The sequence below is a fragment of the Bartonella sp. CL162QHHD genome, from assembly GCF_042195435.1.
Lineage (GTDB): Bacteria > Pseudomonadota > Alphaproteobacteria > Rhizobiales > Rhizobiaceae > Bartonella.
On record NZ_JBHIOG010000050.1, the window covers coordinates 1 to 14296 of the forward strand.

Genomic DNA, 14296 nt, shown 5'->3' on the forward strand with positions numbered 1-14296 from the left:
CATGCACTGTGACATTTTGATTGTGTGTGATGGGGGAACGGTCTTTGTCTCTTTGCTCTCTCGCAGATGAATTTACAGGAGGAGCCCCTGCAAATTGTGCAATCGGTTGAATGGCTGTTTTACCCCCCAAAAAACTTGGCAAAAACTCTCTTAAATTAATGGACCCAATCCACCCCTTAATGCGATAGGGCAAAGATTTACAAAAATCCGTCAATTGTGAGATGGTGCCCATAAAACCATCGACAATCCAACTTGCTAAATCTTCCCCAGCTTGTTCCATACCAGCCTTGGCACCCTCAGAGATGCTTTTCGCGGGCAAAAAAACTCTTCAACCATTGCCAAAAATTGGAAAGGCTTTGTTTAGCCCATCCCCAAAAGCTTCTAAATAAGCCGGCATTTCTTTGCCATACCAACTTTGCGACAATTGTACTTCCTTCACAAGCCCCCCCATAATGCTGCGCCATCTTTTCGGCTAAATAAGCCCCATTGCCCCGTGCATCCAAAGCGCCCCCCAACAAACGCGGCAAACTATTCACCACATAAAATAAAATTTCTCTTTGTTGGTCAAACGGCGTATTGCGCAATTCCACCATAAACCGAACACGGCGCACCAATATCTTGTCCCACTTCCATCACCACAATCGACGTCGCATCGCCCGATCTGGCAAGATCAACACCAAAAACATGTTGGCGCCGTCGGTCAAGCCCAATATGAAGAGGTTTTAAGCGCCCCTCACACCAATTAAAAGCAGCTTGACTTCGTTGATAATCCGATTGATTTTTTAAATCATCCACACAAGCAAAACGCAACACTGCAATGTCAGGCGCACAACAATTTTCAATCTGTAAGCGTATTAAAGCAGCCGCTTCTTGATCGGCTGGTATGGCATCTAATTTTTTAAATAGAGTTTCGTAACAGGACCAAGTCCCATTTCACGGCGCTTATTGTGGTGCGTATAGCGAAAAAACCAAGAGCGTGTATTGTCTTTTCGAACATTCAACCATAGCCCTGCCCCATCTCAATAATTTACCCTGTGAAGATGACTTGACGAATGATGCTGATAACCAATGAATAGCCCTCACTTAACGCCCCTCTCGTCCACCTCTTAGATCACCTTTAATTTCTGATTTGAGATTTTTTCTTTAATACTTAATTTTTTATTGGAACATAAAAAATTATCTGCATCAATAGCTCTTGCACATATTTACATAACTTGAATCTTGTTGCAAAAGCCCGCTCCACCCTCTGGGGGTACCATATATTTTTTAATTACGTGTAGCTTATTCATTTTCCGAGTGTTTTTAAATCCAAGAGAAGGTAGAGATGAACGTGAATTTACAAAACATGTTATTTTTATCAAACTTCTTTTTTAATGCTTTAAATTCAGCTAATTTATACCAAGGAAAATATTAAAGTTTAAGTTTCTAATGAATATACTAACAACTTCATAACATTGGCAAAATTATCCGGCGAGCTATTATTAAAAGAATCAGAAAGTTTTTTGTAAATTCTTTTCACAAACATTTTCTTCAATAAAGCCACCTGATTCATCAGCCTTAACTTTAGCAAAGATATAACCAAAGTCTTCTAAAGCTTTAATGCGATAAAGAGTGTGATTATAAAATACATGTGTTTCATTTTTTAAAGCAAATTCTTTTCTTTAAAAAGGTTATAGCCTTCTATCTAACAGCGTTGTTTGCTGTAAAATTCAAATTATCTATCTGCTCAACTAAAGAACTTTTATTGTTTAGCTTTTGTGCTTTTTTCAAAGAGATGTGGGCTTTCAAGAATAAGCTTTTCTCGTGCTTTTTGTAACTGTTTAATGACCTCATCAATCTTTGACGGAGAACAAAAAGATTCTTGGCTATTCAACAAATGCAGCCTCTCCTTTCCCTCATATAAACATTGCATCTGAGATTGAAGTATTCTAACTTCTTGAAAAAAAAGACGCCCTGTTTCCTTAAAACCATTATTAAGTGCAAAAAGTTGATCAGAAATGGATAGCAGAATTTGTTTTAAAAAACGCTCATTTTCTTGGCGTTTACGATATTCTAAAATAAGAGCATGGCTTATCTCATCTAACTGTTTTTTTGTAGAATCAATTTGACGCAATAAATTTGGTTTTTCCCCCATATCACCTTTTCTCACCTTCACAAGCATAGCATGAATGTCTAACAACTTAATTGCGGAATGAGATAAATAATCAACAACTGTAGGCGTATTAACATAGCGTTTCCGTGTGATCATCACAAACTCACCTAATGACTGTTTTTTACATTCATCCCGCTATTTATTTTTCATTTTACAAAACCATTCTAAAGAAAGTGCTAAAAAACATTACCTCCAATACATTATTTGATGGAGCTCCTTCTCTCTTTTCACTATCAACGTGGAATCCGTGGAGAGAGAAAACGTACAGGTGTATAAAGGATAAGATGTGTTGTTTTCTCCAACACACTACTACCATCAGCAAGAAGGGCTTGACTAGGTGACAATTCTGTACCTTGCATAATTGTGGAAGCCAAAGAACCTTCTCGAGAAAGAGCCATCAACGTTGGTGAAGATGCAAAGACATTGTGTGCTCCCCCATCCACATGAGAGAAATCAAGAACAGCTATTCCATTTTTACGCAACATTTCAATATCTGAGCCATCGCCCACACGATGATGTCCACCCGTAAGACGTCCTGAAACCGCGAGAGCTTTATCCGTTCTGGATACTAAAATAGCTGTTGGCTGCGGGAGTTTTTTTATATCATTAAGTTGGCGCTCAAATACATCAACATCAATATCGGGTGCAGCCATTAATAAACTTGTAATACGACGAATAGGCCTATATTTTCCCTGTAAAGCTAATGTTCTAAATGCTTCCATTATAACAAAATTGCCCATAGAATGTGCAATAACCGAAATTTGATCAGCATTGGTTTCACTAATAAGCGTTAAAAGCTCTATCAATCCGTCACGGGCAAAATTAGCACTATCACGATCATAAATATAAAGAGGAACAGATCCGGCAGAAGGCCAAGAATAATGCACAGCGACAACATTTAAAGAATAATCGTGTGTAAACTGTGCTGTACGAAATGTACCATCTGCAAAATTATTATTATACCCATGGATAAAAAGAAAAATTTCTCTTTTTCCTTTTGGCTTTTTTGCTAAAGCAGCATTTAATTGCTGTTTAAACTGTTCTTTATTATCGTATTTTTGCAATGCTACTGCTGCAAAATACTTATCATGTGTAGGTTTATACGCATTTATTTCAACAACTCCCTTTACATGTTGCTGAGGAATTCCTACGTCAACGCGATTATAATGAACTTTATTTGATCGCTCTGCACCATAAGGTTGAGCGTAATTATTTTGCATCATACGACTTGTTGCAACATACACTGGAACGATGGCTTTTGGAGAAACTGGTTTCCCTCCAACTTCCCTTTCTACGGCAGTCATAGAAGGTGTTGCATGCACCCCATGCCAAAGTACAGCACGTGAATCACTACATGCTGGCAATAAAGAAACACAAATAAGAAGTGTTAAATATCTCAGAATCATTATACTTCTCACTGCAATTTCACCCCACCTTATAAAAATATAACATTTCAAATGCATAGATAAAGTAATAAAAAACGAAACATTCTTAGAAACACACCAACAAATAACATACAAAAAAGATTTTTCTATAATACGTATAAATCCCCTCTCTCTAACATAACTTCATCTCATTATAGAGAGACTCACTGCTAACTGGTGCGGTCGAGAAGACTCGAACTTCCACGGGTTGCCCCACAGCGACCTCAACGCTGCGCGTCTACCAATTCCGCCACGACCGCACGTGGAAAGAAAAAACCTTGGTTTTTAGCCTTTAACAAATCATAAAGAAAGGTACAAGCCAATTTTCTTTTTCTCATAATTTATTTTATTCAGACGACTTATAACTTAATAGAGATTACGAGAAATATGGGCTCTACTATGACCTTTGAACCATCATCATAAAATGTGTTTGTGCCGCTTGATCTTTTTCATAATAACCATGAAAGTTTTTTGTAATTGTTGTAGAGCCCTGTTTTTGGATTCCTCTCATAGCCATACACATGTGCTCAGCCTCAATCAATACTGCTAAACCATGAGGCTTCAGATACGTTTTTAACGCGTGAGCCACTTGCGCTGTCATAGCTTCTTGAGTTTGTAAACGACGAGAAAAAATATCTACAACACGTACAATTTTTGAAAGACCAACAATTTTCTCATTAGGAAGATATGCTATATGTGCTTTCCCAATAATTGGGATCATATGATGCTCACAGTGTGAATAAAAAGGTATATTCTTTACGATTACGGATTCATTATATCCTGAAACCTCTTCAAAAACTGTACCTAAGGTTTCTTTAACAGATTGACTATAACCATTAAAAAGCTCGCGATATGCCTTGGCTATACGTTTTGGAGTATCTAAAAGCCCTTCTCTATTTGGATTTTCCCCTATCCATAAGAGTAATGTACGAATCGCTTCTTCCACCTCTTCAATACTCGGACGCTTTTCTTCAGATAAATTTGCGTCTTCTTTAACAACATTACGCATTCAAAAACTCCAAGCTTACTCTATACAAAGCATTTGCTCCATACCTATTTCATTTTGTATAATCTCTATATAAGCGAATTAAAAGTTTAAACAATCACGACTCTTAAAATTTCAGGCAATAGTGCATGATTGATAATATCTATAATGATAAAATACTTAAATATGCTGCACATATAGGCAAAATTGGGCGTCTTAATAATCCTGATGCAACATCAAGAAAACATGCACATCTTTGTGGCTCGACAATCACTGTAGATTTAAAAGTGGAAAATGGTATTATTACGGATTTTGCTCACGAAATACATGCATGTGTGCTAGGGCAAGCTTCGGCTTCACTTTTAGCATCTCATATCATCGGACAAACAACACAAGATCTTAAAATATTGCGTGAAGTTATCTACAAAATGCTAACGCAAAATGGTCCTTCTCCTCAAGCTCCATTTGAGGATTTTTCTTGCTTACAGCCCATTAAAGACTATAAAGTGCGCCATACAGCAACACTACTACCCTTTGATGCAACGATAGATTGCATTCAACAAATTGAAGAAAAATAAATGTTCAAATCACAATCTCAACAAAAAAAATTGACTCGAAATTACACAGGCACTTGGCAAAAAACACCCGGACGATTATTGGGAATTTTCTTAATACGTTTCTATCAAATAACACTTTCGAGCCTTATAGGCAATCAGTGTCGCCATGCCCCGACTTGTTCAGAATATATATATGAAGCGATTGCACGCCATGGGCTTTGGGCTGGTGCATGGATGGGACTCTTTCGTATCATGCGTTGTGGGCCCTTTGGAACAGATGGCTTTGATCCAGTACCTATTTCGCTTGGAAATTCTTGCTGTTTTTATAAACCTTGGCGTTACTGGAAAATTTCTGACAAACACAACAAATAATCCTTTTCTTTTTTCATATGTATTGATAAAAAATCAGTCTATAAGCTTTTTACTCAATTTTCACGAAACCATCCGCAATCGTTAGCGGAATTGGATTAAAAGGGTGTTTTTATGTCTTGCTCTATTTCTCTTTTTTTTCCCGATGGTTCAAAACGTAATTACCCCGCCGAAATGACAGGCTTGGAATTAGCAGAATCTATTTCTAAATCACTTGCAAAAAAAGCAGTCGCCTATAGTCTTGATGGTATCACGCGAGACTTATCGGATCCATTGGGACAATCTGGTCAAGTAGAGATTATTACCCGAGAAGATTCACGCGCTCTTGAGCTCATAAGGCATGATTGCGCCCATGTCCTTGCTGAAGCAGTACAAGAACTCTTTCCTGAAACGCAAGTAACAATAGGTCCTGTTATTGAGAATGGATTCTATTATGATTTTGCACGCCAACAACCTTTTACATTAGATGATCTCACTATTATTGAAAAGAAAATGCGTGAAATTATCCAACGCAATAAACCTATTAGAAAAGAAATTTGGTCTCGTGAAAAAGCGAGAAAAATTTTTTCTGAGAAAAAGGAATTTTATAAAGTTGAACTTATTGATAGCATTCCTGAAAATCAAGATTTAAAAGTTTATTATCAAGGGGAGTGGTTTGATCTTTGTCGCGGACCGCACATGCAATCTACAGGGCAAATTGGGAATGCTTTCAAATTAATGAAAGTTGCAGGAGCTTATTGGCGTGGCGATGCCAATAATCCAATGCTCACGAGAATTTATGGAACAGCATTTGCAAATGAAAATGACTTAAAAGCCTACCTCCATATGCTAGAAGAAGCTGAAAAACGTGATCATCGCCGCTTGGGACGTGAGATGGACTTATTTCACTTTCAAGAAGAAGGGCCAGGAATGATTTTTTGGCACAAAAAAGGTTGGAAAATGTTCCAAAATTTAATCAGCTATATGCGTAGACGCCTTGATGATCATCAATATGCTGAAGTTAATGCACCACAAGTTCTCGATAGGTCACTCTGGGAAATATCTGGTCATTGGGGCTGGTATAAGGAGAATATGTTCAAAGTAATTCCAGCAGCAGAAGATTCAGATCATGGGAATGTTTATGCCCTTAAACCAATGAATTGCCCTGGTCATGTTCAAATTTTTAAACATGGTTTAAAATCTTATCGTGATTTGCCTATTAGACTTGCTGAATTTGGACTTGTTCATCGTTATGAGCCTTCAGGCTCTTTACATGGTCTTATGCGTGTGCGTGGTTTTACACAAGATGATGCGCATATTTTTTGTACTGATGAACAATTAGCCGATGAATGTCTCAGTATTAATGATCTTATTTTATCAACTTATGCTGATTTTGGTTTTAAAGAAATTAGTCTTAAGCTTTCAACACGTCCAGAAAAACGAGTTGGATCTGATGCATTATGGGATCATGCAGAAAGTATCATGGAATCTGTCCTTAAAACGATTGAAACAAAATTTGCAGGACAAATCAAAACAAGCATCCTTCCGGGTGAAGGAGCATTTTATGGTCCAAAATTTGAATATACATTAAAGGATGCTATCGGTCGTGAATGGCAATGTGGAACAACACAAATAGACTTTAATCTTCCTGAACGTTTTGGTGCATTCTATATTGATAAAGATTCAGAAAAACGTCAACCTGTTATGATCCACCGTGCTATTTTTGGATCAATGGAGCGTTTTCTTGGTATATTAATCGAAAATTTTGCTGGACATATGCCACTTTGGCTTTCTCCTGAACAAATTGTTGTTGCAACAATTACATCCGAAGCAAATGAATATGCCCAAAAAATAACAGCAAAACTTAAAGCTATTGGGCTTTCCGCAACAATAGATCTCCGCAATGAAAAAATTAACTATAAAATACGAGAACATTCTTTACAAAAAGTTCCCGTAATTTTGGTATGTGGCAAACGTGAAGCTGAAACAAACAGCGTAAATATGCGCCGCTTAGGAAGTACAAATCAAACCCTTTTATCTGTAGAAGATGCAATTAAACAACTCTCAAATGAGGCAACACCTCCAGATTTGCAACGTGTAATAAATGCATAATATCACAGAAGATGGTAATACGTTAATTTTTTTACTATAAATCTTCAATTTTTGTACAAAATGAAATGATTTGATATTGTAGTGTGTTTTTGTTTCATGCACAACTACCTATCACCAGAAAGAATCACGTGCTCTCTCTACAAGGTGGTTTGGTGAAAAAGTTGAATGTAAGCTATGAGCTGTTTAAATACAAACAACATAGACAATTGAATATTAATAATAACATTAATCTTTTACTTTTATAATGAAAAAATGCTGCTACTATCATGGATAGATCATTACGATAATTATAGCAACATCAAGCAAGAAGGCTGAAAACAAGATTATATTTATTAATAAAAAATATGTAAAATTAGCTGAACAATGATATGTCTTATTCGTAAGATAAGCTCTTATAAAAAGACAAGATATTGATTTATAATGGTAATATATCGTTATTCATATTAAATAAGGTTTCGAATATCATAGGCTTCTCTCGTTTTAAATATGTTTATGTTGAATCTATCAAAATCATTTGCTTGCACGAAACAAGCAGAATGAGTGTGTGGATAAAAATTATTGAGAAAGAACTTTTAAAATGCCCACAATGAACCGCCTAAAGTGCTAAGGATTGTTGCAATCATTGAGGACCGACTATAACTATAATGATGATGCTGACTTGCTTCTTTATAAATGTAAAAATAGCAGTACTCAACGAGTTTACCATTAATCATTCACAAGGCATTATAGTAAAATAAGATTAAGAAGCCTTAAGAAACATCTCTTTAAAACAAGCACATGAATTGGTAAGCCAATGGCATTATACATCCCGCAATCTACACTGATGAGATATTGCCTTAATTTTTATAAAGCTAAATCAAAGAAAAATGGCAAAACTCAGCGTTTATTCTTTCTCCTCTTCATATTTTATCAAATTAAAAACTCTTATAAAAAAACTCGTTAAATATACACATACGATACATGACCACTCGTTGAACGTATTAAACTCTGAGCATATCCATAAAACGTCTAAATATCTACGAAACACATATAAAATAAAAAAATATTATTATTATCGTGCTCTATCAAGAACACGCTTACATTCAATGAGTTCAAACAGAATCTCTTGTAACAATGCTTTATCAGTTTTATCTTTGTAAAGATTCACAGAACCGACAGATGTTTCTCCTTCATTCCTCATGAAACTCAAAAGCCCAAAAGAAGATTTCTTAGGCTTATTACTAGCATTTTCAGAAGTTTGTCCTGCATGTTTCTTTTCTATGACCACATTCATAGCATCAAGATCACCATTACCAAATGCAGTCACAAAAGCAACACCATTTTCTTTCAAAAGGCGTTGCACACCTTTTATCGTATAACCCTGATCATATAGTAACTGCTTAATACCATTGAGCAAATCAACATCGACAGGGCGATAATAGCGCCTTCCTCCCCCACGTTTCATTGGTTTAATCTGCCTAAAACGTGTTTCCCAGAATCTTAAGACATGCTGCGGAAGCTCCAATAACTCCGCTACTTCGCTAATTGTGCGAAAAGCATCAGAGCTTTTATCCATTTTGCAACACCTTATTTAAAACAAAATAAATTACTTCACAATGACTCATTCTGTCTCAATTTCTCAACAAGATTAGTCAAAAATAAGACCATCATTGACAACTTACTCAACAGTCTTTTTCTAAAAAACAAAGACCCTTATTTTATACATTTTTTTAACAAATACCAAACATACCATGGCATTTATTTATGAGATATCATTTTTTCTGTTTTGCACGATGCGAATCTAAAATTCTCTGTTTAAGGACATTGGCAGCCTTAAACGTCACAACACGTCGCGGCGGAATAGGTGCTTCAACACCTGTTTTTGGATTGCGTCCAACACGTTCATTTTTACTGCGAACCTGAAAAGTTGCAAAAGAAGATAATTTAACCGCTTCACCTCTTACAAGTGAGTTGCAAATCTCATCCAAAACCAATTCGACTAAAGCTGCTGATTCAGTATGTGACAAGCCCACTCTTTTACAAACTACGCTCGCTAAATCTGCACGCGTTACTGTCTTACTTGTCATTATAACCACCTATTAAAATATTTAAAATTACAAAATGACTTATACGTTTTCTTGAAATATGGTCAAGTAGCCATAATTTACCAACGAATAAGAATTGCTCCCCATGTAAATCCACCTCCCATGGCTTCTAACATGATAAGATCTCCTTCTTTTATTTTTCCATCGCAAACAGCTGTTGTTAAAGCCAACGGAACTGATGCGGCAGACGTATTACCATGTTGATCAACGGTAATCACAACTTTATCTAGTGAAATTCCCAACTTTTTAGCAGATGCTTCAATAATGCGCTTATTAGCCTGATGAGGTACAAACCAATCTAGTTGTGAAGAATCCATACCTGCAGCTGCAAAACAATCATCAACCACATCCGTTATCATACCAACAGCATATTTAAAAACTTCTCGTCCTTCCATACGCAAATAGCCTGTCGTTTGTGTTGTTGAAGGTCCACCATCAACATATAGCTTATCTATATAAGCACCATTAGAGCGCAGTTTTGCAGACAATATACCACGCTCAAAAGCAATAGTCCCCTCAATTTCTTGAGCTTCCAAAATAGCGGCACCCGCACCATCACCAAACAAAACACATGTCGTACGATCTTCCCAATCTAAAATTCGAGAAAATGTATCGGATCCAATAACTAAAATTCTTTTAGCCGCTCCACATCGTAAATAAGAATCTCCTGTTGTTAAAGCAAAAATAAAACCAGAACAAACAGCTTGAATATCAAAAGCAAATCCATGGCTCATTCCCAAAGCATGCTGAATTTCAACAGCAGAAGCAGGAAAAGTACGATTCGGGGTGGACGTTGCTAAAATAATACAATCAATGTCTTTTATTGTAAGACCAGCATTTATAAGGGCGGCTTGCGCAGCTTCAACTCCTAAAGAAACAGTTGTTTCATTTTCACTGGCAATATAACGTTGGCGTATTCCTGTACGCTGAACAATCCATGAATCTGACGTTTCAACAAACTTTGCAATCTCATCATTTGATAAACTTCTTTTTGGCAAAGCACTTCCTACACCACGTATAATTGAGCGAATCATTCAGCTCTTACCTTTTCTTCAAATTTTTCATTTCTATTATAAGAGCTTATCATAAGGACTCTCCATTCATCACCGCTTCATCTTCTTGGTCAAGAAGTGTTTCTTTATTCTCATGAAACCGCCGTAAATCAGCCGTTATTTTTTTTAAAAGTCCATTATTAACCATTTCATAACCAACGCGGATAGCAGAAGCAAAACCATTAGCATTGGCACTGCCATGACTTTTTATAACAACACCATTCAAACCTAAAAGCACTCCTCCATTCACCCTATCGGGATCCATTTTATGTTTCAGTATACGAAAAGCACCTCGCGATAAAAAATAACCAAGAGATGTTAAAAAAGAACTGCGCAGTGCAGAGTTTAAAATCTCCCCTATCTGTCGCGCAGTTCCTTCTGCGGTTTTTAAAGCAATATTACCAGAAAACCCCTCTGTCACAACAACATCGACCGTTCCTTTTCCAATGTCATTGCCCTCAACAAATCCTTTATATTCCAATCCTTCTAATTGCACTTCACGCAATATCATTCCTGCTTTTTTTATTTCATAAAGTCCTTTAACCTCTTCCACCCCCACATTTAAAAGCCCAACACTTGGTCTTTCAGTGTGATATAAAGCGCGAAACATACCCGCTCCCATAACCGCCAAATCAACCAACTGACTAGCCGAGGCACCTATTGTTGCTCCAATATCTAAAACGATACTCTCACTGCGCAGTGTTGGCCAGATACCCGCAATACCAGGACGCTCAGCCTCTGCAAGCATTTTCAAACAAAAATACGACATGGCCATAAGTGCACCCGTATTACCAGCAGAAATGCAAGCATCAGCTTCACCATTTTTTACCGCTTCAATGGCGTACCACATTGATGATTTACCACGTCCATTACGAAGTGCTTGGCTTGGCTTTTCATCCATGCGTGTATAACTTTCTGTAGGGCAAAAGCGCGATACAGAATCCAAACAGGGATATTTTTTTAAAACCGGACGAACAGCCTCCTCTACTCCATAAAACAGAAAATAAATATTTGATAAATATTTTTGTACAATTGCTGCTCCTGCAATAGCTGCTTCTGGACCGTAATCACCGCCCATGACATCCACAGAAATTCTAATCACGCTTGCATATCCCACATCTTTTCATTTTTAAATACATATTATGATTTTTGGCTCCTGAACACTCACACAGCACATCTTGCGAAAACATCGCTCCGCAGAAATGCCGTTTAGCATACAAATAGATATTTTTTGTATGTTTTTACAATCACTTCCAATTTTTCAAAACAGAAAATGGAGAGAATTTTTGCTCTGCTTCTTCTAAATTTTCAACCATATTCATCTGTATCCCCTCTTTACGTGGATAATGATTAATAGACAACTCAAAAAACTCTTCCATGATTGCACCAATATCAATTTTATCATCATAAAACACTTCAGGAGTATCAAGCCCCTCCACATCTAAAAACAATTCTCCTGTATCCTCTGATATTTTAGGCTTCATCAAATTTGAATCTTCAGGAACAAAAACAACCTCAATATTTTCACAAAGGATATTTTCTAATGGTTCTAATGTAACAACACATAACTGCAGTATACGCGCTTGCAATAGACCTTTTATACGCACTCCGCGTTTTTTCCACGGGAAAATATGGAATTTTCCCTCACAAGATTTTACTTCAATTAAATTATGGTTCTGGGCTAAATGTGTACATTCTTTTTTATTTGCACAAAGATGAACCCTTATACCTTTAGCAGGTAGAGAACGTACGGATATTGGATAAGCCAAAGCAAATGTCATTTGAGGAACATTTTGAACATTCATTGACAACTCCCAAACATAAAAACGCATAAAGCACTGTGTTTTTATTTATCTCAAGTATTTATGCATTTTTTTCTTTTCTAAAGAAATTCTATATGGCATAATTTGCTTTATAACAAGGAAACTCAGTGTAAGCTACGGTAGATTAAGTTAAAATTAGAAAAAACTTGAGGTTGCCTTCTTGTCCTACATCTCAGTATAAAAAGGAGATATCATTGTTTCAAATGCCTCACATAATAGCCTTAATCAAACGTAAATTATTAATTGGTCTATCAATAGCAAGCATAGGAATGCTTGCTGGGTGTAGTCTTCTTGATTCTTCAGGTTCGAGCCAAATTTATAGAGAGGGCTATGTTCTTGATAAAAATGCTTTAAGTTCTATCTCTATTGGCTCAAGTCAAGAGCAAGTTCTTTTAACTTTAGGGACCCCTTCATTAAAAACAAAATATGATAATGAAGTTTTTTATTACATCTCACAGACACGTTATCGTGGGATGCAGTTTATGAAAACAAAGATTATTGATCGCAAAGTTTTAGCCATTTACTTCAATAAAAATAATCAGGTTGCAAAAGTTGCAAATTACGGATTACAAGACGGTCAAGTGTTTGATTTTATTACACAAACAACGCCAACTGTAACAAAAGAACATCCTTTCTTAATTCAAATTATAAAAGGCCCTGCGAATTTGCCACGCCATAACTAAATCATATAGTCTACATACCGTTTCAATATTATTAGGTCTGATACTATCAGACCTAATAATAGGGGAATTTGTAGCTCTTAGAGGCGAACTTTTTTTGCCATACTGTCGAGAACTGCATTAACAAGTTTCGGTTCATCACCTTCAAAAAACGCCTTTGCTATGTCAACATATTCATTCATGACAACCGCAACGGGGACATCTTTACGGTTGATCAACTCCCATAAACCTGCTCGTAAAATTGCTCGCAATATAGAATCAAGACGTGAAAGAGACCACTCTGCTGAAAGCTGTTGATGAAGCAGAGGATCAAGCTGCTTTTGATCTTTTACAACACCCGTTATAATCGCCAAAAACCATTGAAAATCAGCTTCAAGATACTGCTCTCCATCAATATCTTTTCCCAAGCGATAAGCCTCATACTCAGCTGCCGTTTCCAACACCCCCGAACCCACGATATCCATTTGATAGAGTGCTTGAACTGCAGCGAGTCTTGCTGCTCCACGTTTATTGGCTGAACGCGGAAAATGTCTGCTTTTTATATCAGCCATATTTAACGATTATCTCCAAATCTCTTTTTTAGAGCGATCATACATAAAGCAGCTTCAGCCGCAAAACCACCTTTATTTTTATCATCTAGTTTTGCACGCACCCATGCTTGTTCTTCATTTTCAACAGTCAAAATACCATTTCCAATAGCCAAGTGCTGATGAACAGTTAAATCCATCAATGCACGACAAGAATCATTAGCAACAATTTCAAAGTGATATGTTTCACCCCGAATAACACAACCAAGAGCAACATAACCATCATACGATATCTTATTTTTTTCAGCAAAAGCTATTGCACTTGGTATTTCTAATGCTCCAGGAACCGTTACAACATCATAACTTGCTTCAGCTTTTTGCAAAGTATTCACTGCACCTCTCAAAAGCGCATCAGAAATCCCCTCATAAAAACGTGCTTCAACAATCAATACGTGAGGCTTTTTACGTATCTCTTTCATCATAATGGAATTCCACAAAAAACGAATCAAAAAAATCAGGGTTATAAAGCATAAAATTCTGAAAACGATCAAG

Annotated in this window: 14 protein-coding genes, 1 tRNA gene and 3 pseudogenes; 4 read left to right on the forward strand and 14 right to left on the reverse strand. The window is 36.6% G+C overall.

Features of this window, described 5'->3' with window-relative positions:
- From ACFILD_RS04475 to folE, 7 genes and pseudogenes are all read right to left on the reverse strand, one after another.
- A pseudogene (locus ACFILD_RS04475) lies at nucleotides 1-319 on the reverse strand (phage tail tape measure protein); the annotation flags it as partial.
- A 45-nt stretch (nucleotides 320-364) separates the two neighbouring features.
- Nucleotides 365-897: pseudogene (locus ACFILD_RS04480) on the reverse strand (hypothetical protein); the annotation flags it as partial.
- Nucleotides 897-1083 (reverse strand): annotated as a pseudogene (locus tag ACFILD_RS04485) (Arm DNA-binding domain-containing protein); the annotation flags it as partial. The pseudogenes ACFILD_RS04485 and ACFILD_RS04480, both read right to left, overlap by 1 nt.
- 658 nt (nucleotides 1084-1741) lie before the next feature.
- Entirely contained in the window at nucleotides 1742-2248 is a 507-nt protein-coding gene (locus tag ACFILD_RS04490; protein ID WP_273791370.1) for a hypothetical protein, read from the reverse strand.
- Between the two features lie 137 nt (nucleotides 2249-2385).
- Nucleotides 2386-3558 (reverse strand): alpha/beta hydrolase, encoded by a 1173-nt coding sequence (locus ACFILD_RS04495; RefSeq protein ID WP_375637488.1) that lies wholly within the window; start codon nucleotides 3556-3558, stop codon nucleotides 2386-2388.
- Between the two features lie 193 nt (nucleotides 3559-3751).
- A tRNA-Leu gene (locus tag ACFILD_RS04500) sits at nucleotides 3752-3836 on the reverse strand.
- 137 nt (nucleotides 3837-3973) lie between these two features.
- Nucleotides 3974-4585: a GTP cyclohydrolase I FolE gene (gene folE, locus ACFILD_RS04505; RefSeq protein WP_273791372.1), complete on the reverse strand. Its 612-nt coding sequence runs from the start codon at nucleotides 4583-4585 to the stop codon at nucleotides 3974-3976.
- Between the two features lie 125 nt (nucleotides 4586-4710).
- On the opposite strand from folE, the gene ACFILD_RS04510 reads away from it, so the two are divergent.
- From ACFILD_RS04510 to thrS, 3 genes are all read left to right on the forward strand, one after another.
- Nucleotides 4711-5139 carry an iron-sulfur cluster assembly scaffold protein gene (locus ACFILD_RS04510; protein ID WP_273791373.1) on the forward strand — a complete coding sequence of 143 codons (429 nt, stop codon included), beginning with the start codon at nucleotides 4711-4713 and terminating at the stop codon, nucleotides 5137-5139.
- Nucleotides 5140-5490, forward strand: a complete 351-nt coding sequence (yidD, locus tag ACFILD_RS04515) for a membrane protein insertion efficiency factor YidD (RefSeq protein WP_273791374.1) — start codon at nucleotides 5140-5142, stop codon at nucleotides 5488-5490. It abuts the gene before it with no gap.
- Nucleotides 5491-5601: 111 nt separating this feature from the next.
- Nucleotides 5602-7578, forward strand: a complete 1977-nt coding sequence (gene thrS, locus ACFILD_RS04520) for a threonine--tRNA ligase (RefSeq protein WP_375664823.1) — start codon at nucleotides 5602-5604, stop codon at nucleotides 7576-7578.
- Nucleotides 7579-8629: 1051 nt separating this feature from the next.
- Here the strand turns inward: thrS and ACFILD_RS04525 are convergent.
- The 5 genes from ACFILD_RS04525 to ACFILD_RS04545 all read right to left on the reverse strand — a co-directional run bounded on the left by ACFILD_RS04525 (nucleotide 8630) and on the right by ACFILD_RS04545 (nucleotide 12519).
- A complete protein-coding gene (locus tag ACFILD_RS04525) occupies nucleotides 8630-9133 on the reverse strand; it encodes a MerR family transcriptional regulator (protein ID WP_273791376.1) in 504 nt (167 codons plus the stop codon).
- Between the two features lie 196 nt (nucleotides 9134-9329).
- Complete coding sequence (locus ACFILD_RS04530) at nucleotides 9330-9644, reverse strand: integration host factor subunit alpha (protein WP_273791377.1); 315 nt, start codon at nucleotides 9642-9644, stop codon at nucleotides 9330-9332.
- A gap of 77 nt (nucleotides 9645-9721) precedes the next feature.
- The gene (locus ACFILD_RS04535) at nucleotides 9722-10696 is read right to left on the reverse strand and encodes a beta-ketoacyl-ACP synthase III (protein ID WP_273791378.1); all 975 of its coding nucleotides are present in this window, start codon (nucleotides 10694-10696) and stop codon (nucleotides 9722-9724) included.
- Between the two features lie 49 nt (nucleotides 10697-10745).
- Nucleotides 10746-11816, reverse strand: a complete 1071-nt coding sequence (gene plsX, locus ACFILD_RS04540; protein WP_273791379.1) for a phosphate acyltransferase PlsX — start codon at nucleotides 11814-11816, stop codon at nucleotides 10746-10748.
- Between the two features lie 145 nt (nucleotides 11817-11961).
- The gene (locus ACFILD_RS04545; RefSeq protein WP_273791380.1) at nucleotides 11962-12519 is read right to left on the reverse strand and encodes a DUF177 domain-containing protein; all 558 of its coding nucleotides are present in this window, start codon (nucleotides 12517-12519) and stop codon (nucleotides 11962-11964) included.
- Nucleotides 12520-12740: 221 nt separating this feature from the next.
- On the opposite strand from ACFILD_RS04545, the gene ACFILD_RS04550 reads away from it, so the two are divergent.
- Complete coding sequence (locus ACFILD_RS04550; protein ID WP_273791401.1) at nucleotides 12741-13220, forward strand: outer membrane protein assembly factor BamE; 480 nt, start codon at nucleotides 12741-12743, stop codon at nucleotides 13218-13220.
- A 77-nt stretch (nucleotides 13221-13297) separates the two neighbouring features.
- On the opposite strand, the gene nusB is transcribed toward ACFILD_RS04550, so the two are convergent.
- Both nusB and ACFILD_RS04560 read right to left on the reverse strand, forming a co-directional pair.
- Nucleotides 13298-13768 (reverse strand): transcription antitermination factor NusB, encoded by a 471-nt coding sequence (nusB, locus tag ACFILD_RS04555; RefSeq protein ID WP_273791381.1) that lies wholly within the window; start codon nucleotides 13766-13768, stop codon nucleotides 13298-13300.
- Between the two features lie 2 nt (nucleotides 13769-13770).
- The gene (locus tag ACFILD_RS04560) at nucleotides 13771-14226 is read right to left on the reverse strand and encodes a 6,7-dimethyl-8-ribityllumazine synthase (RefSeq protein WP_273791382.1); all 456 of its coding nucleotides are present in this window, start codon (nucleotides 14224-14226) and stop codon (nucleotides 13771-13773) included.
- Nucleotides 14227-14296 lie beyond the last annotated feature (70 nt).